The following is a 26,635-nucleotide window of genomic DNA, read 5'->3' as shown; positions in this document are numbered from 1 at the left end:
ATCCTTCATCGAAAGGAAGCGGCATCAAACCCGTGACGGTTCAGATCGACCCGCTGAAGATCTTCTGGGCGCCGGAGTAGACGTGGACGATCTGCCCGGTTAGGGGAGAACCGCCGTCGCTGCCCTTGGTCCAGGAGACGGTGGCGGACTGGCTGCCGGCGGTGGCCTTGACGCTGGTCGGGGCCGCGGGCTTGGTGGCCGTGGGGGCGGTAGCAGCCCCCGGGGTGATGTGCAGCAACCGATTGGGGGTTCCTGTCGCAGTGTTGGTGACGAGGCCGGTGGTCGCGCCGTCGTTGATGGCCGAGGCGACCTGGGCGGGGGTGTAGGCCGGGTTCTGGGCCAGGACGAGCGTGGCCGCGCCGGCCGCGTGGGGGGCGGCCATGGAGGTCCCTGACATGGTCGCGACCGCGGTGGTGGAGGTGTGCCCGGCCGAGGCGATGTTCACGCCGGGGGCGTAGAGATCCACGCAGCTGCCGTGGTTGGAGAACGAGGCCTGGCGGTCATTGGTGTCGGTCGCGGCGATGGTGACCGCGGCTGGTACCCGGGCGGGAGAGGTGCTGCAGGCGTCGGCGGCGGAGTTGCCGGCAGCTACCACGGCGGTGACGCCGTCGTTGATGATTCCTTGTACGGCGGCGTCGACCGTGGTGTTGGCCCCGCCGCCCAGGCTCAGGTTTGCTACCGCCGGGGTGCCGGCGGTGTGGTGGGCGGCCACCCAGTCCAGCCCGGCCACGACGTCGGACATGTAGCCGGCGCCGTCGCAGTCGAGCACGCGCACGGGCACCACGGTGGCGGCCTTGGCCACACCGTGGACCGCGCCGGCGATCGTGCCGGCCACGTGGGTGCCGTGCCCGTTGCAGTCGGAGGTGCCGCGGCCATCGGCCACGGCACTCCAGCCCGAGGCGACCCGAGTGCCGAAGTCGGTGTGCGCGGTGAGGACACCGGTGTCCACGACGTAGGCGTTCACTCCGGTGCCCACGGCCGGGGCGGTGTAGGTGGTGGACAGCGGTAGGGCGCGCTGGTCGATGCGGTCCAGTCCCCAGGGGGCCGACTGCTGGGTGTCGAACAGCTCCACCGGCAGGTCCCGCTCAACGGCTTCGACTCGCGGGGACCGTGCCAGTGCTGCGGCCTGGGCCGGGGTGGTGGTCACGACAGCGGCGCGTACCGCGGTGGAGAAGGTCCGTCCCACGGCCTTGCCCTGAGCGCGCAACGTTCGCGCCTGGGCGGCGACGTCGGTGCCCGGGGCGAAGCGGACGAGGTAGCGGGTGTCCTGTTCATCTGCCCGCAGCTGAGTGGGGGGTGTGGGGGCGGCGGTGGCCGTCGGTGCTACGGCGGACAGGGTCAGAGCGGACAAGAGCGTGGCCGAGAGCACACGGGCAGAAAAGGACACGGGGCACCTTCCGGGGGGATCTGCTCGCCCGCCGTTCGACCTCAGAAACCCCGGCCCGAACCAGGGCACGGAGCGATAGGCCTGACGCGGCCGAGAAGGGTGAGGGGGAGGGGTGGTTCGCGGTGACGTGGGGGGACGTCGCCACCTGAAACGAACGGTGGTTACATTGGCAAATTCTAATGCGGGCAGGGGTGCAGCGGCAATCCTGCTGATCACCGAAGTCCTGGATGTGGCACGCGTGACCTGACCATCCTCAGACTCTGCCCAGGGCACTGAAGTGCTGGGAGAAACCGGCGAGGGATCATGCTCAGTCACCGAAAAATCGGCGGTTCTGACCTTCTCGTCACCTAATTCTTGCCGGCGCGGCTGAACGGAATGGGTTCCTCGGCGGCACCGCCGTCAAGGTCGTCCTTGAGGTGCACTTTGGCTTTCTGAGCCATGGGTGGTGTTCCTCGCGGTGCCTGAGTGGGAAAGTGCGCTTAGTTGTGGTTGGGGCCCTCGTCGGTGATCACTTCAGGGGAAACCTCGTCATCGGTCGAGGCCTCTGCCGGTTCCACGGCATCTGCTGGAGCTGTGGTCTTGATGCGGTTGCCCGTGATGATGGTTCCCTCGGTCGTGAGGTCCACGCAGAGCATGCCGTCCTCCACAAAGGGCTTCCATCGCCTGGTGGCGGTGGTGTCGATGCCGTAGTGGGCAGTGAAGGCCGTGGCCGAGACGATCGCCTGCCCCGGCCCACGCCTGGACCCGTTGCGCACCGCATAGGCATGTGGAGAGGAGTCATCAGTGGCGCGCAGTGCTATGACTTGGCGGTCACGGTCGTAGAGCAGCTCCACCGTCTCGGCGTTGCCGACGAGATCGTGGGCGGCCTTGTTCAGCGAGATCACTCCGCGCTTCTGGATTGTCACGCTCGGCGCCTTGGCCAGCGGAGTCATCCTCTTGTCGAACACCTCGAACGGCATCGGTCCTCCTATGGCACATGACTAACAACGGTGAGCTTCATCGTAACCATTGCATGAATTCACCCGCGAGTCAGGCGCGACTCATCGGGTGTGTCTCCGAAGGCAAGGGATGCGAGACGTCTCGTCCGGAAAATTTGCGCCCGCATGTTTCCGCGGTTCGGCCCGTCTCGCATCCTTGTGCTTTATCCATGCCTTTAGAATTGGATGCTCAACGTTAGTTGCGAGACAGATGGGGTGGACGTGGGGAAGCTGATCGGGTACGCACGTGTGTCGACGCGGCAGCAGGACGCTGACCGCCAAGTGGCTGACCTCATGGCTGCAGATCTGCGGCGCGATGACATCTACGTGGACAGTGGAGTGTCTGGAGGCCGTGCGTCGCGTCCGCAGTTCGACAAGGCCGTGGCCGCGCTCGAGGAGGGTGACACGTTGGTCATCACCACCCTGGACCGATTGGGCCGGTCGACGCAGAACATGCTCATCTTCGCCGAGGCACTGCGGGGGAGAGGTGCCGGGTTGCGGGTGCTGAACCTCGGTGGGGGAGACGTGGACACCGCCACCCCGATGGGGTCGATGGTGTTCACTGTGATGGCCGCCTTGGCCCAGATGGAGCTGGAGATCAAGCGGGAGCGGATCAGCGACTCGGTAGCCAAGCGCCGGGCGGCCGGCAAGGCTCTCGGTGGGCGCCGGCAAACCTTCACGGACTCCCAGATCCGCAACGCTCTGCGGCTGATCGATGGTGGGGAGCCGGCCACCCAGGTTGCCCGCGATCTTGGCATGTCCCGGGCCACGCTCTACCGGAGGATCCGGGAGCTGCCGCAAGCGACGACGATCTGAGTCTGTCTTCTCCTGTGGAGGTCGTGATGCGTATGTCGTAGCCGGAACGGTGGATCAGGGCGGGACCTTCGGGTCCGGACGTGATCCGTACACTCCTGCCCATGGACCTTCTTGACATAGGGCGGATCGTTGCCGGGCTGCTGCTGCTGGTCCTCGGTGGAGAATTTTTGGTGCGGGGAGCCTCGGCCCTGGCCCGGCGGGTGGGGATCTCCTCGCTGGTGGTCGGGCTCACCGTGGTCTCGGCCGCCACCTCGGCCCCGGAGCTGGCCGTGACCGTGGGCGCCGTGCTGAGTGATGAGCCGGGGCTGGCTGTGGGCAACGTGGTGGGCAGTAACATCGTCAACGTCCTGCTCATTCTCGGGCTCTCCGCACTGGTCATCCCCTTGGTCGTGAAGCAGCGGCTGGTGCGCTTCGACCTGCCCCTGATGGTGGCCCTGTCGGTCGGATTGCTGCTCGTGTCCCTGGATGGGCTGGTCAGCGCGGTGGATGGGCTGGTCCTGTTCTCCGCGGTGGTGGTGCATGGTGTGCTGACCGTTGTTCTCGGCCGGCGGGAGGCGAAGTCCCCGGTCCGTCCCGTGGGGTCGGCCGGGAGCTCACCTGCTGCCGATGTCGCCGGAGAGGACGAGGAGCCGCCTGCCACCTCAGCCGGCAGGTCGGTCCTGCTCGTGGTGCTGGGGGTCGCCCTGTTGGTGGGCGGGGCCACGCTGCTCGTCGAAGGCGCGGTGAACATCGCCACCACGCTGGGCGTGAGCAGCCTCGTGGTCGGTCTGACCGTGGTGGCCGTGGGGACTGCACTGCCCGAGCTGGCAACCGCGATCATCGCGGTACGCCGAGGCGAACGCGATCTGGCCGTGGGCAACGTGGTGGGCAGCAACATCTTCAACATCGGGGTGGTGCTCGGGTTGCCCGCCCTGATCTCCCTCGAGGGCATTCCCGTCGCAAGTGCTGCGGTGGCCTTCGACATGCCGGTGATGCTGGCCGCCGCCCTGGCCCTGTTGCCCGTGGCGTTCACCGGCTTCGCGGTAGCCCGGTGGGAGGGTGCCCTGTTCGTGGCCCTGTATCTGGCGTACACCGGCTACGTCGTTCTCGCCGCCACCGAGCACGATGCGCTGGAGGGCTTTACCGCGACCATGGCGTGGTTCGTCCTGCCATTGATCGCAGTAACCCTGCTTGCGTTCACTTCCTATGAAATCGGGTTGCGCAAGGGGCGCCAGCGCCGCGTAGGAACCACGAACTCACCCTGATCACAGGGCCTTCGTACTGCTCGACGAGGCGGTGACCAAGCCTGGATGCATCCGCCGTCGCCCACGTTCGACTGCTCGAAAGGGCCCCATGCGGTGGGTAATCCAGAGGCGGTCCGGCGGGTGGTGGCTGTCGGTCGGCCTACCGTCTCCGTGGACTGACGATCTGGTGAGCCGGGAAGTCTGGTCGGTGTAAGCACGCTCGCGAGCCCCGAAACCGAGGAGTCACCCATGTCCAGCCACGACCCCACGGTCGGTCCGGGGGACCTCCAGTTGTGGAATCAGCATCGACCATGTTTCACGCCGTGGGCTAACGTCGACTGCCCTCCGGATAAGCGGCAGAGGCGGGTCTTGCCCGGATAGGCGAAATATGCTTCACTTGTCGGACTGGGGAGGGGAGTATCCCGCCGACGTCCTGTCGTCATTGCGGTCCGTGAGGGCCCGGCAGGCGGGCCCGTGAGGGCCGGGAGAGACCTCCGGTTTGTTGCTGACAACCGGAAGGTTTTTCTCATGGATGTCCCGTTCTGGGTATGGGCCGCGGTGCTCGGCTTCATCGTGGTGATGTTGGCCATCGACTTGTTCGCCCACCGCCGTGCCCACGTCATCGGTGTGCGCGAGGCCGCGGCCTGGTCGGGGGTGTGGGTGGCCTTCGGCGTCGCCTTCGGAGTCCTCGTCTGGAGGGTCTGGGGTGCCGAATTCGGCCAGCAGTACTTCGCCGGCTACCTGATCGAGAAGTCGCTGGCCGTGGACAACGTCTTCGTGTGGGCGATCATCTTCAGCTACTTCGCCGTGCCCCGGGCGTTCCAGCACCGGGTGCTGTTTTTGGGCGTGCTGGGCGCGCTGGTGTTCCGCGGGATCTTCATCGCCGCCGGTGCCGTGCTGATCCAGAACTTCTCCTGGATCCTCTACGTCTTCGCCGCGTTCCTGCTCTTCACCGGGTGGAAGATGATCCGCCAGCGCGAAGAGCACCTGGACCCGGAGAGCTCCGCGGTGCTGCGCGCCTTCCGCCGCTGGGTGCCCATGACGGATGCCTACCACGGGCAGAAGCTGCTCGTCCGGAAGAACGGGGTGCTGCTGGCCACCCCGCTGCTGGCGGTGCTGGTGCTCATCGAGGTCACCGACGTCGTCTTCGCCGTGGACTCCATCCCGGCGATCTTCGCCGTCACCGACGAGGTGTTCCTGGTCTTCACCGCCAACGCGTTCGCGATCCTGGGGCTGCGGGCCATGTACTTCCTGCTGGCGGATCTGATCCACCGCTTCATCTACCTCAAGACCGGGCTGGCCCTGGTGCTGATCTGGGTGGGCCTCAAGATGCTGCTGAAGATTGACCTCTTCTACATCCCCACGCCGATCTCCCTGGCCGTGGTGGCCACGATCATCACCGTCTCGATCATCCTGAGTCTGCGCGCCACCCGTGGCCAGGGTCGTCAGGCGCTGCCCGCGCCGGCGAACCCGCCCTTCCACGTCGCGACCGAGGCCGAGGACGCCGCCCTGGAGCCCGTCTGGGGTCGCCGCCGGCCCTCCCGCTCCCCTGTCCCGCAGCAGCTGGAGGAGACGGAGGAGTCCGCCCGCGACGCCGAGTCCGCCCACCACCACGACAGGGACCTCCGATGACTGCCCTCGCCCCCCGTCGTTGCGTGGCTGCGGTGATCACCGACGGCCCTGAGGCCGTCACCGTGGCCTGCTACGCGGTACGGCTCGCCGCCGAAGAGGACCGTCCGCTGGTGTTGTTGGTGCCGGTGCTGCGCTCGGCCTTCACCTCCGACGCCGTGATCGCTGCCCGGGTCCGCCGGGAAGCGCTGCGTGAGGCCGAGGCCGTCGCCGCCCGCACGACCCCGGCGCCGGAGAGTGCGGGGATCCCCGCCCGGGTGGAGGTGGTGTGGCACCGGCGCTGTTCCTTCCACCGGGCCCACCAGGTGCGAGCCATCGCTGTGGCCCATGCCGCCCACACGATCGGGGCGGCCGTGGTCGTCACCCCGGCGGAGGTTCCGGTGCCCACGGTGCGGCACGGAACCGAGGTCGTGCTCGTGGCCGAGGCCGGCGGCTCCATGTTTCGCGTGCACCGCCCGGCGCGCTCTCGCAGACTGGCCCAGCTGTGAGACCGTCCCCGACGAAGCGCCCCGGGCCGGCAGCGGCACCTCCCCTGTCGGACGCGCTCCGGCACCCCGGCGACTCGACGAGGCGCCCCGGGCAGGACGTGCAGTGACCGCAACCCAGGAACGGACACCACCAGCTCCGCGGACCGGCAACGACTACCGGCCGCACCATTGAAAGGCCTGTCATGAACGCTCAGACCCCCGAACCCCGGCACTCCAGGCGGTCACGCCCCTGGGGCCTGATCGCCGTCTCGACCGGATTCCTGGCTGCCGCCGCGTCAGTGGTTGCCGTCGGCCTCATCTCCCTGGGCCTCGTCCCGTCGCTGCAGTAGTCGTCCCGGGGTGCACGCGGGTGCGATCAGCACCCGGACCCGTGGGCGCCACCCAGCGCGCTCCCACCATTTTCGAGGGGAAGGACCCCGACATTGCTCTCCAGCTCCCACCCCGGTGCCCCCGGAACTTCGTCCCAGCCCCGGGACCGGTCCACCGGACCAGGGGCGGTGCACCCCGGTCCGTCCCGGCGCCCGTCCTGGACGTTGCTGTCCAACCACGGCCACGTTCTGCTCGTCGTGGCCCGGGGTGGGGACGTGCGGGTCAGCGACATCGCGGCCCTGGTGGGGATCACTGAACGGGCGGCCCTGATGATCCTCAAAGACCTCGAGGAAGCCGGCTTCATCACCCGGCGCAAGCAAGGTCGCCGCACTCACTACACCATCGATGAGCATCAGCACTTCCGCCACCCCACACTCTCCGCCCACGAGATCGGAGAGCTGCTGGCCGTCCTGGGCCCGGCCTCCCCACCGGGGCCCACCATCGCCGGCGACGCCACCACCCCACCTGCCGCGAACACACCCCCAGCACGAGAAGGAGCCTCCTGTGTCTGACGTCCCGCCCCGCGCAGAGCGACGTCTTGAAGCAACGCTGAACCTGGACGGGCTCACCGTGCGCCTGGACCTGGTGGGTGAGGAGCTCGTGATCGCCGTCGATGACCCGCTCGCCTCCCTCGACGCCTTGACCCTGCTGGACACGCACAACCAGGAGACCGTGCTGCACCGCACCGGGCTGGCCGCACGAACCAGAACCCGCACGGTGGTGAGCCAGATGATCGACGCCCTCCACGAGGCCGGGTCCACCAGCGCGAGGGCGGTGGCCGCCCGGATGCGCCCGGACGGGGACATCGACTCAGAGGCCGTCCACGCCCTGTCACGGGCCGTGGCGCTGAGCGGGCGAGCCGAGATGTGGGGCTGGACCATGGCCCGGGTCCGGAACTCCTTCCAGCGGCTCCGTCTGGAGGACCCCGACGCGATCACCCCACCGTTTCTGGCCGCCGGCTTCGCCGATCTGACCGGTCGCCACGGGTTCGAGCGGGAGCACTTCGAGGCGATGAACGCCTCCTGGCGCGCCGTGATCGGTGAGCTGCCGGCCGGCGCCGACAGGGGTGCGGGCCAGCCGATGCTCCGAGTCGGCTGAGGACGCATGACACGCTCTGGCTGGGCCTGTTCCAGCGATTCCGAGGCGACCAATAAGCCCCGCCGGCCCACGTCGGCGGCGCCGAGGGTCACTTCCGCCCCGATCGCACCCCCAGGACCACGATGACGCTTCAGCGACACGTCGGCACCCCTGCGCGGCCCGGAGGCAACGGCCCCGAGAGCGACTGAAGCCCTGACCCGTCTCCAGCCGTTGCGGTCCGACATGGAGACGGTCGCCGGCACGGGGCTCCACCGTCCCGGGTATCTTATCGCTGACGCTGACGCTGACGCTGACGCTGACGCTGACGCTGACGCTGACGCTGACGCTGACGCTGACGCTGACGCTGCCGCGGGCGTGGCCGGTGCGGTCACCGCCGGGACGGCGCCTCTGGGCAGGGACTTCGGAGCCGGGGTGTGGTCCGTACAATCCTGCCCATGGATGTTGTCGATGTGGGACGGATCGTTGCCGGGCTGGTGTTGCTGGTCCTTGGTGGAGAATTTTTGGTGCGGGGAGCCTCGGCCCTGGCCCGGCGGGTGGGGATCTCCTCGCTGGTGGTCGGGCTCACCGTGGTCTCGGCCGCCACCTCGGCCCCGGAGCTGGCCGTGACCGTGGGCGCCGTGCTGAGTGATGAGCCGGGGCTGGCTGTGGGCAACGTGGTGGGCAGCAACATCGTCAACGTCCTGTTCATTCTCGGGCTCTCCGCCCTGGTTCTCCCCTTGGTAGTCAGGCAAAGACTGCTGCGCTTCGACGTGCCCTTGATGGTCGTCTTGTCCGTTGGGGTGCTGCTCGTGTCCCTGGACGGGGTGATCAGTGCGGTGGATGGGCTGATCCTCTTCTGCGCGGTGGTCGCGCACACGGTGCTGACCGTCGTCATCAGCCGGCGCGACACCAAAATCTCAGCCCACGCTGCCGGGTCGGCCATGGGTTCGTCGGTGCCTGACGTCATCGGTGAGCGCGAGGAGCCGCCTCCCGCCTCGACTCCCAGGTCGGTTCTGCTCGTGGTGCTCGGAGTCGCCCTGTTGGTGGGCGGGGCCACGCTGCTCGTCGAGGGCGCGGTGAACATCGCCACCACCCTGGGCGTGAGCAGCCTCGTGGTGGGGCTGACAGTGGTGGCCGTGGGGACATCGCTGCCCGAGCTGGCAACCTCGATCATCGCCGTGCGCCGCGGGGAACGCGACCTGGCGGTGGGCAACGTGGTGGGCAGCAACATCTTCAACATCGGGGTGGTGCTCGGGTTGCCCGCCCTGATCTCCCCCGAAGGCATTCCCGTTGCAAGTGCCGCGGTGGCCTTCGACATCCCGGTGATGCTGGCCGCCGCCCTGGCGCTGCTGCCCGTGGCGTTCACCGGCTTCGCGGTCGCCCGGTGGGAGGGCGCCCTGTTCGTGGCTCTGTACCTGGCGTACACCGGCTACGTCGTTCTCGCCGCCACCGCCCACGACGCCTTGGAGGGGTTCACGGCCGTCATGGCGTGGTTCGTGCTGCCGCTGGTGGTCGTCACCCTGATCGCCTTCACCTCCTATGAGCTCGGGCTGCGCAGGAGGCGCCAGAGCCTCGGAGGAACCCCGAGCTCGTCCTAGTGCCAAGGGGTCGAAGTTCCTCAGCGGTTGGTGCGGTGGGATCATGAGTTGTGGGAAACCATCCTGTGGCCCCGCTGCTGTTGCGCCAGGGCGACCGGGAGACGCTGCAGAGGCTCGTGCGCTCCACCTCGGTGCGGGCGGGGCTGGCGCAGCGGGCGAGGTTCGTGCTGCTGGCTGCCGACGGGGTCTCCAACACCGAGATCGCGCAGAAGGTGGGCACGGCCCGCAACACGGTGATCGCCTGGCGGGCCCGCTACACCGAGGCAGGCATGGCCGGGCTGGCCGACCACGACCGATCAGGGCGGCCGCGGCGGATCGACCACCGGGTGATCGTGGCTGCCACGCTGAGACCGCCGCCGAAGAACCTCGGGATCACGCACTGATCCTCCCGCCTGCTGGCGTCCCGGTTGGGGATTGACCACACCACGGTGGCGAAAGCCTGGCGGGAGTACGGGATGGCGCCGTGGCGGGAGGGCACTTTCAAGTTCTCCACAGACCCTTCAGCTGGTGGCCAAGGTCGTCGACGTGGTGCGGCTCTATCTGGCCCCGCCGGAGAACGCGGTGGTGCTGTGCGTGGATGAGAGGTCCCAGATTGAAGCGCTGGAACGCACGGCAACGGGGATGCCGATGCAGCCGGGCAAGCCTGCAGCCCGTACCCACGACTACATCCGGCACGGGACCTCGACCTTGTTCGCCGCGCTGGAGATCGCCACCGGTCATGTCACGGCCGCGTGCAAGCCCCGGCACCGGCGCCAGGAGTTCCTGGCCTTCCTCAAGCAGGTCGCCCGGGCCTACCCGGGCCAGGGGCTGCACCTGGTGATGGACAATTACGCGGTGCACAAGACCCCCGAGGTGAAGGCCTGGCATGGCGGAGAACCCCCGGTTCCGAGTGCACTGCACACCCATTTCGGCGTCGTGACTGAACCTCGTGGAGGTCTGGCTCGGGATCATCGAACGCCAGGCCCTGCACCGGGCCGACGTCGTCTCCGTGCCCGAGCTCAACGCCAAGATCAGCGCCTTCGTCACCGGCTGGAACGACTGCTGCCACCCCCTTCATATGGACCGAAACCGGCACCGAGAGCCTGAAGAAGGCCAACCGCTCAACGACTTCATAGACAGGCCATTGGAACCCACCGTTGAGTTCGTCTGCCGCCACGGGGTCAGTGGTCACCTGCCGTCGACACAAACAAGAGACGGCCGATCATTTCTCCGCCTGTCCACCCGCGTGCGGACTACCGGCCTGGTGCGGCCTTCGGGCGCCGGGCCTTGATGAAGGAGCCGATGCCGAGGGCGAGGTAGAGCGCAAGCACCAGGAACATGACGGTGCTCAGGATGACAGCCGCGGGACGCTCAGCGGTTCCGGCGAGCACCTCGCCGATTCCCGCCACGTTCCGCAAAGATCCGAGCACGCCCAGCAGAGCGATCAGCAGGCCCGCGTGGATGGCGTGCCGGTGCATTTTCGCGTTCCTTGCCAGGAGCCCGCAGATCAGCAGGAGCACTCCAATCGCACTGGGGATGAGTGCGGTGAGGCTGGCAGCGCCCGAAAGCGCGTAGCCGGCGACCCCGGCGAGTGTGAGGACTGCTCCAACGAGGAGAGTAAGGGCGGTCATGTAGGGGTTCCTTTCTTCCGGATCCGACAGCAGCGGGATCAATTCACCACGGAACACGACGAATTGGTTCAACGGATCGCGATCACCTCGACCTCTACGAGGGGACTGCCGCATCATCTGCTGTCACCTGTCGGTGCGGCAGTCCCTTACCTGCAGCGGAGAGGGATCAAGGTTCGGATCGCTCGACGCGGGATCAAGCCCGAGACCCATCTCGGCCGGCACCGCTGGGTCGTGAAGCGCACCATCTCCTGGGTCCCTCGGTTCAAGCATTTTAGACTGCGCTACGACCGCAGCTAAGCCACGCTGCTGCCGTTGCTCATGCTCGCCGTCACGCTCATCAACCTCCGGCGACTGCGCCAGGCAACGAAGTTATGAGACCAGGTTTTAGGCCCGCGTTCCTAAAACGAGTGGAACACCCCGGTGGGGGACGGATTCTGCGGCTACGGTGACCTGCGGGTGATCCCTTCGTCGACGACCGCCGGAGCCGTCTGCGCAGGTGCAGCCGCCTCACCACCGGGGGCCTCCGCCGCTGGATTACGCTGGGCGGGACTCACTCGAGGGTGACTCACTGATCGATCTGGGCAACTTCTCGATCGTTCAGCGGTTGTGTCGGACGGTTGTTGTCCGAGTGCGCGGAGCGGAGCTCGCTGATCTGGGTCGCGCCCAGCTCGATCGGGCTCTGCAGCAGGAGCCAGCGCACGCTCTCGCTGCACGGTGGAGTGGTCAGGCTGCCGTCGTACTCGTAGTGATCCAAGGACTCGGGGAGCAGGGACGACAGCGTCAACCCCGTCACCTCAGCCGAGTCCTCGTCCTGTGCAGCGGGTACTGCCTCGATGACGGGTGACCAGGCGGGGTTGTTCTCTCCCTCTGCGGCCAGCACCCCGATGACGGCGAGATCACCATCGTTCGACCGGTGCACGAAGTGGAACTCGGCCGCATAGTCGGCGCCGTCGAGCGTGTGCTCGGACGGGGCGTGGTAGTGCATCTGCTGGAAGGTGTATTCGGTCCCGTCGACCGTGATGTTCTGGGGCGAGGTCGCTTCGAGCTCGACCGTGTGCCCGGTGTCGCGGGCTTGGAAGTCCGAGTTCGTGTAGTCGAGTTCGATCGGTGCGGAGGACAGCACCGGGTCGCTGGGGACATCGATGGGTGACTGAGCCGCTCCGGTGCTGCAGGTCGTGAACTCGTCCTCGAGTTCACCCCAGTGCTGCGGGCCGGTAGCCCCTTCATAGGACCACTGCGCGGGGACCTCTCCCGGCGCGGTCTGCGCAGTCGCGTCCGGGGACGAAGCATCAGGGGTGGCGTCGTCGGCGCATCCGGTGATCATCGCCAGCAGTACCGCGCTGGAGCTTGCGATGACTGTCTTCCGGGTGTCCGTCGAAGGGCTACGCATTCCGGCCTTTCTGATCGGTTCAGGGCCAGGCCTCTGCTCTGCCCTGAAGAGGGTTCGTTGACGCACTGGAGCGCTGTGAAAGGCTGCCGGTCCCGCAGGGGGCGGAAGGCGGAGAAGCCCGGGCACACCGCATGCAAGTGCATTTTGTTTCTCCCACACACTAACGCCTGCTCAGGGGTGCTCCCGCGGGGTCGATAGCTTCCACATGTCCTGGCGTCCCCGAACGCAACGTGGTGAAGTTGGCCTTCCAAGCCCGCCGTAGGTCGGCCCGCTCGTGGGTGAGCTGGCCCATGTCGCAGGATCTCCTCTGCATGTCCAGCCCTGGCGGGGTCGGTTGGGGCAACGGTGTTGAGGTGGCGATAGACCTGGCGGGCGAGGTATCGCTTCAGGCAGCGGCGAACGCTCTTTGAGCGTGCGCCTTTCGGTGGTTCGTCGCTCAACGAAGGCGCCCGAGCACAGAAACTCGACCTCGTCGTTGCTTTACATATGGCCGGCTACCGGACACTCGCGTTGCGATGAGGGTTAGAAACGGAGCTGGCCACAGACGCTCACCTGCTGGCGGTGACCGCGCGTGCGGCGCAGTTGGCGGCACCGGCAGAGCGCAACAGCACCACGACCTCGCAGATCAGCGCGACGGCGGCCACCGCGGTGCCGGTATACCCGCCACCAAGAACCTGAACGACCAGTGCGGTCGGTAGCCCTATCGCGGCTACCGGCCACATCTTCCGCACCACGGGCAGGGCTGCGGCATGGCCGGCAGCCCAGGCCTCATCGGAGACCTTGGTGTGGCGGGTACGGATGCCCGCCGATCCGTTGCGCCCGAGTGCATCCTCGGCAGCCCAGCGCACCACCGGGATGCTCATCGCGGGGAGGACCATCAGGGCGAAGAGCAGCGGGACGAGGCCGGCGATCTCGTCGGTCATCGCGAAAAACCTCCAGGCGGTTGGTCTTATCCACACTACGAGAAGCGCGGTTCGTCCAAGGCACCCTGCCCCGCCCGGCCTGTCGCAGGACGGTCCCGGGCTCCTGAGTGTGCAGCTGGGGGTGATGCTCGGTCGTGACGGTGGTGGATATCCGGCCGGCGGGGGAGCTGCAGGCGATGGCATCGGGGAAGAATGGGGTGGCCGTGTTGCCGTTGAAAGGCTCTTGTCCGTGAGTTGCGCCCCTGTTTTGTCCGTTCGTGAGCTGGTGTGTGGTTATGCCGGGGTGCCGGTGACCGCCGGGGTCAGCTTCGAGGTGGGTGCGGGGGAGGCGGTGGTGCTGCGCGGGGCCAATGGGGCGGGCAAGTCCACGGTGCTGCGCACGGCGGTGGGCCAGCAGGCTCCGGTGAGCGGGGATCGATGGCTGAAGGGTGGGCCGGTGGTGGAGAACTCGCTGGTCTACCGCCGGGCGGTGAGCTGTCTGTTCGACGAGGACGCGTTTCTGCCCGGGGTGTCGGTGGGTCATCACCTGGAACTGGTGCTGCGCGGTCACGGGGTGGCCGATGCGCCGGTGGTGGCCGCCGCTGCGGTGGCCGAGTTCGGGCTACAGGACCGGGTGGACGTCTCGCCGTTCGCTCTGTCCTCGGGTCAGCGCCGGCGGGCGCTGCTGGCTGCGGCACTGATCCGCCCGTTCGAGCTGCTGGTGCTCGATGAGCCCGAACAGCGCCTGGACGCGATGATGCGGTCCCGGTTGGCCGATCGTCTGGTCGCTGCCCGGCAGGCGGGGGCGGGGTTGCTGATCGCCACCCACGACGCGTCGCTGGCGGCCACGGTGGGCACCACCGTGCTGACCATCGACTCCGACGATGCCCTGGCACCGGTCGTGCCTGCTCCGCAACGGGAGGGCCGGTCGTGACGGCCGGTGCCGGTGTGGAGCCTGCCGGGCCCGCCGAGATCGAGGTGTTCCTGCGAGGCGCCCGGGCACGGACTCGCGGGCGGGCTCGAGGTGCGGATCGGTTCGTCGATGCGTACACCGGGCTGTTCGTCACGGTGGTGCTGGTGGCCTGGGCGGTCGCCGGAATCGTCGGTCTCGGGGCCTCCTTGGCGGACCTGGTGGACGCCGGTTCCCCCGGCGGAACGCTGCACCGCCCGGCGGGCGCCTGGGTGGGGGCCGGGGTACCGGTGCTCGGAGCCGCCGTGCTGCTCGGGGCGGCCTGGGTCGGGGCCGTGGACCTGTTGCGCGGACTGGGACCGGTCGGGGTGTCCCCGGAGCGAATGCTGTGGGTGTGGCCGCTGCCCGGGGCCGGAGCACAGGAACCGATCCGGGCCGTGCGCCGGACGCTGTGGGTGGCGGCTGTGGCCGGGGCGTTGGTCGGCGGCACCGGCCTGTTGCTACTGGCAGGCGCCGGGCCGGCGGCCGGGTGGGGTGCGCCGTGGTGGCAGGTACCCGCACAGCTGGTGTGCTGGGCCGGCCTGGGGATCAGTGCGGTCGGGGTCGCCGTCTGGGCCCAGACCGCCCGCGAGGTGCCGGCCTCGCTGCGGTCTCGCCCTTGGGCGGGGTGGTTCCTGGCCCTGGGTGCTGTGCTGGTCGTGCTGGCCGGCACCCAGGAGTGGGCCATGGCCCGGTGGGATGTCCCGCCGCCTCCGTGGTTCGTGGCAGTCGCAGGAGCATTGGCGGTGCTGGCCGGATTGTTCTGGGTCTGGGCGCTGCGGTGGGCCCGGACCCTGAACGGGGTTCAGCTGCGGGAGACCGGGGCGCGGACCCGGCACCTGAGCAACGCCGTGGCCCTGCTGTCGACCCACGACCTGACCGCCGCGCTGGCCCCCACCACGGTGACCGGGGTACGGGGACTGCCCGGGAGCACACCGGGCTGGGTGACCGGGCCGCACACGGTGGTGCTGTTCGCCTCGCTCACCGCCCTGCGCACCACCCGGTGGCGGGCCAGCCTGATCGTGGACCTCGGGCTCACCATGGTGCTGCTGGCCTCCTTCGCCCACACCGCGGTGCTCGCCGGCTGGACTGCGCTGCTGGTGGTGGGATACCGAGGGCTGAACCGCGGCACGGCCTATCTGGGTGATCTGCGCGCCGGGGCCGCCGCCGAACGGAACCTGCCGATCGGACCCACCGCAGCGGCGCTGGTGCACCTGGTCATCCCGTGCGCGCTCAACACCGCGATCCTGGCCGCCGTGGCCCTGCTGAGCGGGCTCGCGGCCGGCACCAGCTGGGGGGTGCTGCTGCTTCTCGGTGCCGTGGCCGGGGCCGGAATCGGCGCGGCCGGCCTCTACCGCGCCCTGGCCCCGACACCGGACCACACTCAACCCCCGATTGACACCCCGCTGGGGCCGGTGCCCGTCACCCAACTGATCGGCTACAGCCGGGGGCTCATCCTGGTGCCCGCCCTGCTGACGGCACCCGCCACCGTACTGCTCCACCCCACCGTCTGGCCGATCGCCCTGGTCGCCGCCCTCGCCCTGACGGCCACCGCCGTGGCCCTGGCGATCAGCACCGACCGGAAACACTGAGCCCCGGACCGGGCGGGCACCCGAGGGCCACGGTCGAGCCCAGCCACGCCCACCGTGATCCCCTGGTGCATTAGGGGTTGTCCCTGCGGACGGTGATCCGGACCACCCCTCTACCCTTGCTGGATGATCACGTTGCAGGAACCGCCGATACTGACCACGCCGTGCGTTCGGGTCAGGACCTCGTATCTCGTGGGAGAACAGGCCGACATGATGCGCCGCGGATCCGACACGGCATGGCTTCGTGAGGCCAGCCTTGATTTCGATCGGTTCGTGGACGATCGTGTCGGCGTCAGACAGCGATGGGGCGTTCCCACGGAACTGCTCTGGTTCGCCTCCGCCGAGTACTACATCGGCTCGGTGGTCATTCGCCACCAACTGACCGAGGACGAGGGCGGTGGGCACATCGGCTATCACGTCGTTTATCCGTGGCAGCGCCAGGGGCACGCCACCCAGATGCTTCGGTCCGCCTTGGGCAAGTGCACGGCACTCGGTATCGCCCGCGCCCTGCTGACCGTCGCCCCGGACAATCAGGCGTCCTTGACGGTCGTGCGCCGTAACGGCGGAGTCGCCGACGGAATCAACCACGAGGGCGAACTCCGTTTTTGGGTGGACACATCCGCGTCGGCCTAACGACGACCGCTGAGGGATGGAGACCACACCACGGTTGGCTCGTCCCGCGTTCCGGTAGGGGTCCGCTGATGGGCGCTCGAATCCTGTGTGAGCGAGTTGCCCGTGAGGTCGAGTGCGCTCTTCTGAGGTCGTCGGGCGGCATACTCGAGCCATGGATGAATCGATGCCGGTGGCCGAGTTCGCGACCCCCGGACCGTTGCGGGACCGCCTCGTCCAGCTGATCCGGTCCGGCGCGAAGACCGGCACATCGTCGCTGCTGGGTGACTACGACGCCGAGGGCCAGCCCCTGCCGCGTCTCGGCGAATGTCAGGCCCTCATCGACTCCACCGGGCGGGTGGTCGCCACCTTGGAGATCACCGAGGTGGCCACGATGCGGTTGGCCGAGGTGCCATGGGAGCACGTGCTGGCCGAGGGCGAGGGGCACCGCAGCGTGGCCCAGTGGCGGGAGGCCCACGAGGAGTTCTGGACGGCCGCGCCGCCGGAGGCGTGCGCCGAGGTCCCGGGGCGCGACGTGGACGACGACACGCTTGTGGTGCTGGAACGCTTCCGGCTCCTCCCGGACCCGGTGAAGTGATCCCATCGATCCGGCTCTGCGGTGTGCCGCCGACACCACTCCAGCGCACCACCAGCACAAGGCCTTTTGGTTTACATGTGGCCCACTACCGGCCACTTGTGAGGGCGGCTACGGGCACCGCGACACCCTGCATCAGGGTTTCCTGATTCCGGCCCGACTTCGTGAGCAGCGTGGTGGTGCGTGTGGGGCTGTTCTGACGTTCAGTAGCCTGGCGGCATGGACTTCCTGGCGATCCCCACGCTCACCGGCACTGTGGCCACCCTCGAGCCACTTGCGCCGGAGCACGCCGCGGAACTGGCGAAAGCGGTCGCGGAGGAGAACCTCTACCAGCTCTGGTACACTCGCCTGCCTGCCCCGGAAGCGATGGGCGCGGAGATCGAGAAGCGGCTGGCCAAGCACAGGACCGGTCACATCGTGCCGTGGACGATCCGGGCCGGCGACGGGCGGGCGGTGGGGATGACGACGTTCCTCAACATCCGTGCCGATCACCGGCGCCTGGAAATCGGCTCCACCTGGATCGCCCCCAGTGTCCAGGGCACCGGGGTCAACACCGAGGTGAAACTGCTCCAGCTCACCCACGCCTTCGAGACCCTGGAGTGCATCGCGGTGGAGCTCCGCACGCACTGGCACAACCACCGGTCGAGGCGGGCGATCGCCGCCCTGGGCGCGAAGCAGGACGGGGTGCTGCGCAATCACGACCTGTGGCGTGACGGGACCATGCGCGATGTGGTGGTGTTCTCCATCATCAACAGCGAGTGGCCCACCGTGCGGTTGTCCCTGACCGAGAAGCTGCGCACCCGCCTCCCGGGCTGAACGCCCCGGTGTCGTGCCGGGAGCATGATCCCGGGACGGTGACAACGCCGGTGGACGACAGGGCAAGCGGTACTACCGTGAGCGTGCTGGACCACAAGGGTTGCGGAAGGAAGGGCGAGGCAGTGGAGCTCGTACGCTCGGTGGTGGAACGGCCCGGGGCGCGGATCAGCTATCTGGACACCGGTGGTGCGGCCCCGGTGGTGGTGTTCCTGCACGGACTGGCCGGCAGCGCCCAAGAACTCGTGCCCTCGGCCCGAGAGCTGTGGCCCGAGCACCGGTGCGTGCTAGTGGACCAGCGCGGACACGGGCACAGCACCCGGGTGCCGGACGACACCGGGCGACAGGCCTTCGTGGACGACGTCGTCGCGGTGCTCGATGTGGTGGCCCCCGCTCAATCGGTGGTGCTGGTAGGCCAGTCCATGGGGGCGCACACCGCGGTGCTCACCGCCGCCGGCCACCCGCATCGGGTGTCCGGTCTGGTGCTGCTGGAAGCCGATGTGCACGGCGGGGACCCGGGCGAAGCAGCCGCGGTGGGGGAGTTCTTCGGCTCCTGGCCCGCGCCCTTCGCCTCCCGGGCCGAGGCCACCGCTTTTCTCGGAGCGACTGCTCTGGCCCGGGCCTGGGCGGCGGATCTGGAACCCACAGCTGAGGGGTATCGGCCCCGGTTCGACCCAGCCGTCATGGAAGCCGTTCTCCAGGCGGTGCACGTCCCGCGGTGGGCGGATTGGGCGGCGGTGAGAGCCCCGACCACGGTCGTCTTCGCCGCGGAGTCGATGTTCACCTCCGCCCGGCAGGACGCCTTCGTCGCAGCCCGTGCGGGCACCCGACGGGTCGATCTGTCTAGTTGTAAGAGGGCATGACGTTATTGGCACGGGCCGGGACGCGTGAGGCCGGAGGCTGATCACCACAGGCGGTATGCGGCCGATGGTAATTGAAGTGGTTCACCCACACCCCAATCGCGTCCCGGCGGGCCTGCTCGCTGGCGTAGGGACGGGCGTAGAGCACCTCGTCGGCCAGCAGGCGGTTGTATCGCTCCACCTTGCCGTTGTGCCGCGGCGTGTAGGGCTTGATGCGCTGGTGCCGGCCGGCCAGGGCTTCCACGCAGCGGGTGAAGTCCTTGGCCCGGTAGTTGGCGCCGTTGTCGGTCACGACCCGGTGCAGCCGGGAGATGCCGTGGGCGGCGAAGAAGGCCCTGGCCCGGCAGAAGAACCCGATCGTGGTCACCGCTTTCTCGTCGGCGAGGGCCTCGGTGTAGGCCAGCCTAGAGAAGCCGTCCACGGCCGAGTGCAGGTAGGTGTAGCCGACCTTCGCTCCGGGCCCACGCTTGGACTTCTTCGCCTGAGCGCTGCCACGGCCGTGGGCGTGCCAGCCGCCGCCGTCGGGGATCTTGCCGACCTTCTTCACATCCAGGTGGACCATGTGCCCGGGCCAGGCGGCGCGAATCCGTCCCGGGGTCCTGCGGGAGTTCTCGCCCTCAGGGGTGAGGTCGCGCAGCCGGGAGATCCCGAGTCGGTGCAACCAGCGGCCGACGGTGCGCAGACTGATCGTCACGGCAAGGTCGACCAGGTGGCGGTGGATGCGCCGCGCCGACCACTTGCGGCCCCGGCGGAGCGCCTCGATGAGCTCGACGACCGCAGCCGGGGTGCGGGTGCTGCTGCGTCGCGGGGTCGAGGGCCGGTCGGTGAGTCCGGCTTCGCCGGACTCGAGGTAGCGGGCCACCCAGGTGGCCACGGTCGGGCGAGAGACCCGGAACTCCGCGGCCACGTGGGCCATCGGGATCCCGTCCTCGAGGTGGCGCAACACCATGCGCAGCCGGCCGGTCGGGGTCAGGGGTGCATTAACGTGGGTCATGAACGGGCTCTCTCGCGCGGATGGACGGTGTAGGAACTTCCATCCTGTGACGAGGAGCCCGTTCCTCATCTCATCGACGCACCCGCGCCAAGAACGTCATGACCCACAACATCTAGTGGGACCCATGATGCTCACCTGGACCCCGTCGAGGAGTGGACCGTCGAGCTGCGCGAGGCCCTGCGCGCCATGTCCTGACAGCGGGTGCACCGGTCGGGCAGCAAAGCACCCTTCGTTTCCTGCACCACCGGTGGCAGGAGGGAGTGCTGTCAGCGGCGACGTGTGGCGGCCAGGTGGCACTCGGGAAAGCGGTGCAGCGGGTCCGGCCGGCTCACCGTGCGCCAGGCCTCGTCGAACCCGGCCCGGGCAAGCCGTGCGCTCATCTCGTCGGGGTGCCAGCGCCAGGCTGGTGCCACCGCGTGATCGAACGGCACCGCCGGTTGCCCTTCGCCATCGGTGCTCTGGAAGGCCAGGAGCACCACGCCGCCGACCGGCATGCGCTGGGCCCAGGAATCAAGCACGCCACCGATCCGGTGGGGATCGACGTGGATCAGGCTGAACCGGGCCAGCACACCCCACAGCGGAACCAGCCGATCGGTCAACTCCGGGGATTCGTTTAGATTGGCCTCACCGCGCCGGAACGCCACCTCGGGGTGGGACCTGCGGGCGATGCCCAGCATGGCTTCTGACGGATCGATCCCCACGACCTCCAGACCGCGGTGGGCGAGGTCGGCGGTGACGTGTCCGGTCCCGCACCCGATGTCCACCACGGTGCCCTCGCCGTGGTGGACCAGGACCATGTCCGTGAAGGCGGCGACCGCATGCCGTTCCAAAGGTGTCTGGAACGGGTCCGGGAAGGTGAGCTCGTACTGTTCGGCCAGTTCGTCGTAGCCGGGTTGGGTTCCCACGCCGGCCAGCCTCCCACACCGCGGTAGCCACTGGGCGCCTTGCCGGCCTTCGGTGTGGTGAATCGATGGGTCCGGGCGTGCTCTGGAGGGCCCCAGCGGGGCTCAGATAGCGTGCAGCGCCCGTCCGGAACGCAGCATGGCCCCATGGCCGCTCCGGTGCAGGCGGTGCTTCGCGGTGGCCGGTGCGTGCTACTGCGTGTGCGCCAGCACGTAGCGGTCCAGGCCGTCCTGGCTGGCCTCGAGCTCGAAGCCGCGGCGGGTGAGCAGCCGGGTCGAGGCGGTGTTGGCCGGAGCGGCCCAGGCGATCAACCGGACCCGACCGTAGACGTCCGGGACCGTGGCCACGGCCAGGTCGACCATGGCTCCGGCCACCCCGCGCCCCCAGTGCTGTGGGGACACCCAGTAGCCAATCTCCACGCCCGCATCGCACCGGGTGGTGACCACGAGGCCGACCGCCTCGCCCTCTTCTTCAGCGATGAACCACCGGACCGCCCCACCCTGCTCGACCGGCTGCTGCTGCAGCGCGGCACGAAGACGGTCCTGGATGGCCTGCGGCGCCCAGGGGCGACCGTCACCGACGAAGCGGGTCACTCGCTCGTCGGTGGCCAGGCCGGTGAAGAAAGCAGTGTCCGCCTCGTGGAACGGGCGCAGAGTGATCGAAGGGCGGGTGGGCATGGGGCAAGACCTTTGAAGTAGGAGCGGGGCCCCTGTCACCGTATCCGGCACCGGGTGATCCATGGTCACCCCGTGGCGTGAAGGTGGCAGTCCGTGTGCGATGACCGTGGTGGGCAGTGATGCTGCCCTAACGTGGTGAGCATGATCAGTTCCCGGCCCGCCCCGATCGAACAAGCTGTCCTTGAGGATGCGAGGGCCGTGCACGAGCTTCGGTGCCAGATCGAGGACTGGCTGGGTGAGCAGGGCATCGAGCAGTGGGGCCACGGCCATGTGAGCCGGCAGGAGATCACCGAGCAGATCCAGGCTGGCCAGTGGTATCTGGTCCGAGATCCCGCCCTGGGAGTTGCCGCGGCCGTACGGCTGCTGTGGGCCGATCCCGAGGTCTGGGGTGCCGATGACACCTTGGCGGTCTACGTCCACGGACTGATGGTCCACCGCGGTGTGACCGGCCGTGGCCTGGGGGCGTTTCTCCTGAACTGGGCCGCGGAGCGTGGCCGGGCTGAAGGAGCAGCGGTCATCCGGCTGGACTGCGTGGAGTCGAACACAGCTCTGCGCACCTTCTACCAGCGGCAGGGATTCCAGGAAGTAGGCCGACGGGACTTCAACGGGCCCTGGTACAGCGCCACCCTGCTGGAGAAAACCTTGCCGCCAGGACCACCGCCGGCATCCCCAGCAGGGCGCCCCATCGTCCATGGGCACGAGGGACGCTCAACGGGCCGTTGACCCGGCCGAGCCGTCGGCCCGCAGCGGCACGGTGGTGTGGCGCAGGAAGGTCTGCACCAGGGGTCCGGCGGCCACGGCCAGGACCACGGTGCCCGCCCCCACGGTCCCGCCGAGGGCCCAGCCGACGGCCACGACGAGGACTTCGATGCCGGTGCGCACCGTCCACAGAGGCCGGCCGGTGACCCGCACAGCCCCGGTCATCAGCCCGTCGCGGGGTCCGGCGCCGAAGCGGGCCCCGAGGTAGAGGGCGTCGCAGAAGGCGAACAGGAGAAGCCCCAGGCTGTAGTGGGCCAGCTGCTCGGCCAGTGTGCCCGGGGCGGGCAGGAGGTGGGCGGCGACATCGGCGGCGGCCCCCACCAGCAGCACGTTCAGCACGGTGCCCAGCCCGGGCAGCTCGCGCAACGGGATCCAGAACACCAGCACGGCCAGCGCGATCAGGTTCGTGGCCATCCCGAAGGACAGCCCGGTGCGGTGGGCGAGGCCTTCGGCCAGCACGTTCCAGCTCGAGGCCCCCAGCCCGGAGCCGACCAGCAGGGCCAGGGCGGTGCCGTACCCGATCAGCCCGGCCAGCAGCTGGAGCAGCCGGCGGGGCTTGTGCTCGGCCCGCAGCTGCTCGCCGGCGCTCATCCGCCGCGCCACCAGTGGCTGGTCGGTGAGTGGAGGGGACGAGGATGCGGGCATGGGGGTCCTTCGGTGGGGGCGGTGGTGCCCGGGCGGTCCGGGCACGGTGTTCATCCTCGGGGGTATCTGGAGTTGAGAAAAAGGGCCAGAGCCCGGATCCTGGCCTGATGCACACCACCGCCCCGACCCTGGACCGGCTGCTGGGGGACTGGGCGGCGGGCACCGGCCCGGCGCACCGGAAGCTCACCGAACGGATCCGCCTGTTGATTCTCGACGGGCGCCTGCCGTTGGGGGTCACGGTGCCGGGGGAGCGGGACCTGGCCGCGACCCTGGGGATCAGCCGCACCACGGTGGCCACCGCCTACACGACCCTGCGCGAGACCGGTTACCTCACCACCCGGCAGCGAACCCGCAGCACCACCACCGTCCCGCCCGGCCGGACGAGTGCCGGCCACCACGCCACCGAGCTCGTGGACGGGCAGCTGATCGACTTCTCCCACGCCTCCCCGCCGGCCCCGGGGGCGGCCCTGCACCGGGCCTACACCTGGGCACTGGAGCAGCTGCCGCGGCACCTGCCCCGTCACGGCTACGCCCAGATCGGGTTACCTGAGCTGCGGGAGGCGGTGGCGGCCCGGTATCGGGCCCGAGGGCTGGCCACGACCCCGGAGCAGATCCTGATCACCACCGGGGCCCAGCACGGGGTGCATCTGCTGGTGCGCACCCTGCTGCGCCCCCGGTCCCGGGTGGTGGTGGATCACCCCACCTATCCGCACGCCCTGCACCTGCTGCGCAGCACCCGGGCGCGGATCACCCCGGTGGCCCTGACCGACACCGGCTGGGACCTGCCCGCCCTCGCTACCGCCACGCACGGGGCGGATCTGGCGTATCTGCTGCCGGACTTCCACAACCCCACCGGGCTCTGCCTGGCCCCCGCCGAGCGGGAACGGCTCCGGCTGGGGTGCCCCACCGTGGTGGACGAGACCATGGCCGAGCTCGCCCTCGACGTGGAGCCGCCCGTGCCCCTGGCCGCCTACCACCCAGGGGTGATCAGTGTCGGATCGGTGTCCAAGACCTTCTGGGGCGGGCTGCGCATCGGCTGGATCCGGGCCGACCCCGCCTTGATCCAGCGCCTGGCCCAGGCACGGGCCGGCACCGACCTGGGCACCCCGGTGCTGGAACAACTGGCCTGCGTGGCGCTGCTGGGACAGATCGACACGATCCTCCCCACCCGGCTGGAGGAGCTGCGGCAGGGTCGCGCCCACCTGCTGGGCCTGCTCGGTGCGCACTTCCCGGACTGGACCGTCACCCCCGGGGTAGGCGGGCTGTCGGTGTGGGCCACGATGCCGGACCCGATCAGCTCCGCCCTCGCTGCGCTGGCCCCGCAGCACGGTCTGCGCCTGGCCGCCGGGCCCCGCTTCGGGGTGGGCGGGGCCTTCGAACGCCACCTGCGCCTGCCCTACTCCCTGGACACCCCGGCCCGGGAGGCCGGCATGTACGCCCTGGTCGCCACCGTGCAGGCCGCCCGCTCAGGACACCGGGCCACTGACACCCCACCGGCCGGCCTGGCCTGAACACCACAGCTCTGCAGTAGGGGTTCCCCGACAGCCCAGTGTTCAGTCTTCTCCGGCCGATCCGTTCAGTTCCTCCTGTCGCTCATCAGCTGGCCACCTCTGTCTACGATGAATGCATGCTCGATGACGTCTTCTTCCGAGAACTGACGGCAGCGGAGAGCGCTTTGCTGACAACCGCCACGCTCGAAAACCTCAACTGGTGCGGGGAGCGGTTCTCGGCGATCGATGTGAGCACGCGATCGGAGTTCGTCCACTACACGATCCTTGATCCGTACCGCGGGGACTTCGGGTGGGTGGCGGAGGCCGGCAATGAAGCCATCGGCGTCGTATGGGCCCAGCACTTGCCCCCGGATGACCCCGGCTACGGCTTCCTCGACGAGGACACCCCGGAGGTGAGTCTCTGGGTGCGGGAGGACTGGCGTGGCCGCGGACTGGGCAGAGCACTTCTGCGTCGGGCTCAGGACGATGCGCGGACTCGGCAGGTGCCTCGGATCAGTCTTTCTGTGGAGGCTGACAACTACGCCAAGAATCTTTACCTGGCTGAGGGTTTCGTGGACGTCCCCGGCCGCGAAGCCGATGGCGTCATGGCTTGGAGCCCATAACAATCACAGTGCCATGACTGGTTAAAGGGCACGCGACGATGTGAAGCCATGGCTGCCGCAGTAGGAGTTGGGCTCTCTGCCGGTAGCAAAAAATGGGCCTCCACTGCCATCGATGAGTACGCGAAGCTCTATCAGTCCCTGTGAAACAGTCGCTGGAGAGTGTGAGGCCTCTGGAGCACCCCGGCAGGTGCAACTCCTCACCTTTCACGGCGCCCAATAGTGTAGCCGCATTTTGTGCTACACTATTGGGTATGGGAGTTGAGTGGACGCACAGCGCAGGCCGACATGGCATTACTAGGCAAGATGCCCTGTACGCGATGACGCACGCCGAAGTCAGCGCTGAGGTGGAGGGGCGCCCTGGTGAGGTGACGGTCGTCTATGTGGGGCACCCGCACGGGCAGACGGAGAAATACCTCGAAGTCATCGCCGCCCACCGTCCACCACGTGACCTGGTGATCTTCCACGCGATGGAGCTCACCGACCTGTACCGGCATCTGCTCTACGAAGGAGAGTGACCCTCATGGGTGATTACGACGAGCTGGCCCGGCACGCCGAGCACGGCGGTCTGGCCGTGAAGCCGGGCACCGTCCGGCGCGGACCGGAGGCGGCCGAGGCCGCCCGGACCGCCTTGATGGCTGCTACCGGCACGACGACAGCTGAGGAGGCTACCCGTATCGCGGTGGGCCGGCCCGCGTTGGGCCAGGAAGGAAAGTCCCCAGTGGTCCGCGCCCGCGTCCCACAAGCACTCAAAGACCGGCTGCACCAGATTGCGCAGGAGCAGCACCGCAATGAGTCCGAGATCGTGCGTGAGGCACTGATCGCCTACATCCGTCTCGGTGAGGGGGCATCAGCCACAGTCGATCAGTGACAACGCCGGCCACGGCGCCGCATAACCGGACCGGATCAGCGGAGCCGCCACCCCAAGCGCACTCACCACTAGCCGCCTATGTGCCTATGTGCCATAAAAGTACATAGGCACATAGGCACATAGGCACAGTGAGGCCGAAGTCCTCAGCACTGCACGAATACAAATGGAGGAGTTGCCATGCCCAGCTACACCTACAAAGACGGTGAACTGGTGGAAATCCCCGACGTCGTCATCACGGAGTCTTGTGAGCTCTCCGAGTCGATCACTGTCACGGTGGTCATCAAGGCAGGGGCCCATGTGGTGTCTCTGGCGGAGCTCACCGGATCTGTCAATGTGGAGAGCGGGGCGTCCCTCGATGCCAAGGGGCATGTCATGGGAACCGTCAATGTTGCCGCTCATGGTGAGGCGACGTTCCATCAGCAAGCGTCGGGCACGCTCAACATCAGCCAGGGTGGGCGCGTGCGCCTCACGGAGACATGCGTTGCCCTCGGGACGATGAACATTGACGGCGAGTTGGTCAACGAAGGAGTTCGAGGCGTGCAGGTGCATGGCACCGGCACTGTTGAGGACCGCCCGGGCTCTACGGTGCGGCAGCCGGATGAGACATGGCCGGATGGCACAGTCGTCTACAGGGGTTGATCACTGACTCGGTGACCATAGTGGCCGGCCCGCCGACGAGGGCCGGCCACAGCTTCCGAAATCCCGACTCGAAATCCAGGACTCGATACGCGATGACTCAAAAAGCTCACAACAGCCCAGAATCGAGTCACCCCGGCCGGCTGCTCGGCTACGCCC

Annotated in this window: 29 protein-coding genes and 2 pseudogenes; 21 read left to right on the top strand and 10 right to left on the bottom strand. The window is 68.5% G+C overall.

Annotated elements, in window-relative coordinates; all coding sequences use genetic code 11:
• Positions 1–40 precede the first annotated feature (40 nt).
• From AYX06_RS18705 to AYX06_RS18700, 3 genes are all read right to left on the bottom strand, one after another.
• Positions 41–1,387, bottom strand: coding sequence for a S8 family peptidase (locus AYX06_RS18705; protein ID WP_232319487.1), 1,347 nt, complete (start codon positions 1,385–1,387; stop codon positions 41–43).
• A gap of 347 nt (positions 1,388–1,734) precedes the next feature.
• Positions 1,735–1,827 carry an Lsr2 family protein gene (locus AYX06_RS20040; protein ID WP_147018010.1) on the bottom strand — a complete coding sequence of 31 codons (93 nt, stop codon included), beginning with the start codon at positions 1,825–1,827 and terminating at the stop codon, positions 1,735–1,737.
• A 39-nt stretch (positions 1,828–1,866) separates the two neighbouring features.
• A complete protein-coding gene (locus tag AYX06_RS18700) occupies positions 1,867–2,346 on the bottom strand; it encodes a hypothetical protein (RefSeq protein ID WP_062737438.1) in 480 nt (159 codons plus the stop codon).
• Between the two features lie 240 nt (positions 2,347–2,586).
• On the opposite strand from AYX06_RS18700, the gene AYX06_RS18695 reads away from it, so the two are divergent.
• The 8 genes and pseudogenes from AYX06_RS18695 (at position 2,587) to AYX06_RS18660 (ending at position 10,679) form a co-directional block, all read left to right on the top strand.
• Positions 2,587–3,180, top strand: coding sequence for a recombinase family protein (locus AYX06_RS18695; RefSeq protein ID WP_062737461.1), 594 nt, complete (start codon positions 2,587–2,589; stop codon positions 3,178–3,180).
• Between the two features lie 101 nt (positions 3,181–3,281).
• Positions 3,282–4,424 (top strand): calcium/sodium antiporter, encoded by a 1,143-nt coding sequence (locus AYX06_RS18690; RefSeq protein WP_062737460.1) that lies wholly within the window; start codon positions 3,282–3,284, stop codon positions 4,422–4,424.
• Positions 4,425–4,931: 507 nt separating this feature from the next.
• Positions 4,932–6,035, top strand: coding sequence for a TerC family protein (locus AYX06_RS18685; protein ID WP_084271846.1), 1,104 nt, complete (start codon positions 4,932–4,934; stop codon positions 6,033–6,035).
• Positions 6,032–6,520, top strand: coding sequence for a hypothetical protein (locus AYX06_RS18680; RefSeq protein ID WP_147017984.1), 489 nt, complete (start codon positions 6,032–6,034; stop codon positions 6,518–6,520). The genes AYX06_RS18685 and AYX06_RS18680 overlap by 4 nt, the downstream gene beginning before the upstream one ends.
• A gap of 422 nt (positions 6,521–6,942) precedes the next feature.
• The gene (locus tag AYX06_RS18675; RefSeq protein WP_307725512.1) at positions 6,943–7,401 is read left to right on the top strand and encodes a helix-turn-helix transcriptional regulator; all 459 of its coding nucleotides are present in this window, start codon (positions 6,943–6,945) and stop codon (positions 7,399–7,401) included.
• Positions 7,394–7,987, top strand: a complete 594-nt coding sequence (locus tag AYX06_RS18670; protein WP_112254385.1) for a hypothetical protein — start codon at positions 7,394–7,396, stop codon at positions 7,985–7,987. Before AYX06_RS18675 ends, AYX06_RS18670 begins: the two co-directional genes overlap by 8 nt.
• Positions 7,988–8,421: 434 nt before the next feature.
• Positions 8,422–9,564, top strand: a complete 1,143-nt coding sequence (locus tag AYX06_RS18665; RefSeq protein ID WP_062737459.1) for a calcium/sodium antiporter — start codon at positions 8,422–8,424, stop codon at positions 9,562–9,564.
• 50 nt (positions 9,565–9,614) lie between these two features.
• Positions 9,615–10,679: pseudogene (locus AYX06_RS18660) on the top strand (IS630 family transposase).
• 117 nt (positions 10,680–10,796) lie between these two features.
• Here AYX06_RS18660 and AYX06_RS18655 read toward each other — a convergent pair.
• Positions 10,797–11,246: a hypothetical protein gene (locus AYX06_RS18655; RefSeq protein ID WP_261775456.1), complete on the bottom strand. Its 450-nt coding sequence runs from the start codon at positions 11,244–11,246 to the stop codon at positions 10,797–10,799.
• A 75-nt stretch (positions 11,247–11,321) separates the two neighbouring features.
• Here AYX06_RS18655 and AYX06_RS20655 point away from each other — a divergent pair.
• Positions 11,322–11,465: pseudogene (locus AYX06_RS20655) on the top strand (IS5/IS1182 family transposase); the annotation flags it as partial.
• 274 nt (positions 11,466–11,739) lie between these two features.
• Here the strand turns inward: AYX06_RS20655 and AYX06_RS18650 are convergent.
• On the bottom strand, positions 11,740–12,564 hold the full coding sequence (locus tag AYX06_RS18650; RefSeq protein ID WP_062737434.1) for a carbonic anhydrase: 825 nt from the start codon (positions 12,562–12,564) through the stop codon (positions 11,740–11,742).
• A gap of 548 nt (positions 12,565–13,112) precedes the next feature.
• On the bottom strand, positions 13,113–13,487 hold the full coding sequence (locus tag AYX06_RS20305) for a hypothetical protein (RefSeq protein ID WP_062737433.1): 375 nt from the start codon (positions 13,485–13,487) through the stop codon (positions 13,113–13,115).
• Between the two features lie 229 nt (positions 13,488–13,716).
• On the opposite strand from AYX06_RS20305, the gene AYX06_RS18640 reads away from it, so the two are divergent.
• The 6 genes from AYX06_RS18640 (at position 13,717) to AYX06_RS18615 (ending at position 18,884) form a co-directional block, all read left to right on the top strand.
• Positions 13,717–14,400, top strand: a complete 684-nt coding sequence (locus AYX06_RS18640) for an ABC transporter ATP-binding protein (RefSeq protein ID WP_186815703.1) — start codon at positions 13,717–13,719, stop codon at positions 14,398–14,400.
• The gene (locus AYX06_RS20035) at positions 14,397–16,007 is read left to right on the top strand and encodes a DUF6297 family protein (protein ID WP_062737431.1); all 1,611 of its coding nucleotides are present in this window, start codon (positions 14,397–14,399) and stop codon (positions 16,005–16,007) included. Before AYX06_RS18640 ends, AYX06_RS20035 begins: the two co-directional genes overlap by 4 nt.
• Before the next feature lie 123 nt (positions 16,008–16,130).
• Positions 16,131–16,637 (top strand): GNAT family N-acetyltransferase, encoded by a 507-nt coding sequence (locus AYX06_RS18630; RefSeq protein WP_062737430.1) that lies wholly within the window; start codon positions 16,131–16,133, stop codon positions 16,635–16,637.
• Positions 16,638–16,788: 151 nt separating this feature from the next.
• Entirely contained in the window at positions 16,789–17,211 is a 423-nt protein-coding gene (locus AYX06_RS18625) for an ASCH domain-containing protein (protein ID WP_232319491.1), read from the top strand.
• A gap of 216 nt (positions 17,212–17,427) precedes the next feature.
• Complete coding sequence (locus tag AYX06_RS18620) at positions 17,428–18,024, top strand: GNAT family N-acetyltransferase (protein WP_062737428.1); 597 nt, start codon at positions 17,428–17,430, stop codon at positions 18,022–18,024.
• 122 nt (positions 18,025–18,146) lie between these two features.
• Positions 18,147–18,884, top strand: a complete 738-nt coding sequence (locus AYX06_RS18615; protein ID WP_062737427.1) for an alpha/beta fold hydrolase — start codon at positions 18,147–18,149, stop codon at positions 18,882–18,884.
• Here the strand turns inward: AYX06_RS18615 and AYX06_RS18610 are convergent.
• From AYX06_RS18610 to AYX06_RS18600, 3 genes are all read right to left on the bottom strand, one after another.
• Complete coding sequence (locus AYX06_RS18610; RefSeq protein ID WP_062737426.1) at positions 18,865–19,875, bottom strand: IS481 family transposase; 1,011 nt, start codon at positions 19,873–19,875, stop codon at positions 18,865–18,867. The genes AYX06_RS18615 and AYX06_RS18610 overlap by 20 nt on opposite strands.
• A 266-nt stretch (positions 19,876–20,141) precedes the next feature.
• A complete protein-coding gene (locus AYX06_RS18605; protein WP_084271842.1) occupies positions 20,142–20,780 on the bottom strand; it encodes a class I SAM-dependent DNA methyltransferase in 639 nt (212 codons plus the stop codon).
• 189 nt (positions 20,781–20,969) lie between these two features.
• Complete coding sequence (locus AYX06_RS18600; RefSeq protein ID WP_062737424.1) at positions 20,970–21,455, bottom strand: GNAT family N-acetyltransferase; 486 nt, start codon at positions 21,453–21,455, stop codon at positions 20,970–20,972.
• Between the two features lie 141 nt (positions 21,456–21,596).
• Between AYX06_RS18600 and AYX06_RS18595 the strand changes: the two genes are divergently transcribed.
• A complete protein-coding gene (locus AYX06_RS18595) occupies positions 21,597–22,178 on the top strand; it encodes a GNAT family N-acetyltransferase (protein WP_084271849.1) in 582 nt (193 codons plus the stop codon).
• On the opposite strand, the gene yczE is transcribed toward AYX06_RS18595, so the two are convergent.
• On the bottom strand, positions 22,164–22,859 hold the full coding sequence (gene yczE / locus AYX06_RS18590) for a membrane protein YczE (RefSeq protein WP_232319490.1): 696 nt from the start codon (positions 22,857–22,859) through the stop codon (positions 22,164–22,166). The genes AYX06_RS18595 and yczE overlap by 15 nt on opposite strands.
• A 107-nt stretch (positions 22,860–22,966) precedes the next feature.
• On the opposite strand from yczE, the gene yczR reads away from it, so the two are divergent.
• The 5 genes from yczR to AYX06_RS18565 all read left to right on the top strand — a co-directional run bounded on the left by yczR (position 22,967) and on the right by AYX06_RS18565 (position 26,479).
• Positions 22,967–24,370, top strand: a complete 1,404-nt coding sequence (gene yczR / locus AYX06_RS18585) for a MocR-like transcription factor YczR (RefSeq protein ID WP_062737422.1) — start codon at positions 22,967–22,969, stop codon at positions 24,368–24,370.
• A 116-nt stretch (positions 24,371–24,486) separates the two neighbouring features.
• Positions 24,487–24,972, top strand: a complete 486-nt coding sequence (locus AYX06_RS18580) for a GNAT family N-acetyltransferase (RefSeq protein WP_062737421.1) — start codon at positions 24,487–24,489, stop codon at positions 24,970–24,972.
• A 317-nt stretch (positions 24,973–25,289) separates the two neighbouring features.
• Complete coding sequence (locus AYX06_RS18575; RefSeq protein WP_053004906.1) at positions 25,290–25,487, top strand: hypothetical protein; 198 nt, start codon at positions 25,290–25,292, stop codon at positions 25,485–25,487.
• Between the two features lie 5 nt (positions 25,488–25,492).
• Entirely contained in the window at positions 25,493–25,840 is a 348-nt protein-coding gene (locus AYX06_RS18570; protein WP_147017924.1) for a ribbon-helix-helix protein, CopG family, read from the top strand.
• Positions 25,841–26,017: 177 nt separating this feature from the next.
• Positions 26,018–26,479, top strand: a complete 462-nt coding sequence (locus tag AYX06_RS18565; RefSeq protein WP_062737419.1) for a hypothetical protein — start codon at positions 26,018–26,020, stop codon at positions 26,477–26,479.
• Positions 26,480–26,635: the final 156 nt, after the last annotated feature.

This window comes from Kocuria turfanensis, assembly GCF_001580365.1.
Taxonomy (GTDB): domain Bacteria; phylum Actinomycetota; class Actinomycetes; order Actinomycetales; family Micrococcaceae; genus Kocuria; species Kocuria turfanensis.
Note: the sequence above shows the minus strand (reverse complement) of the source record. Positions and strands in the feature narration are given on the sequence as shown.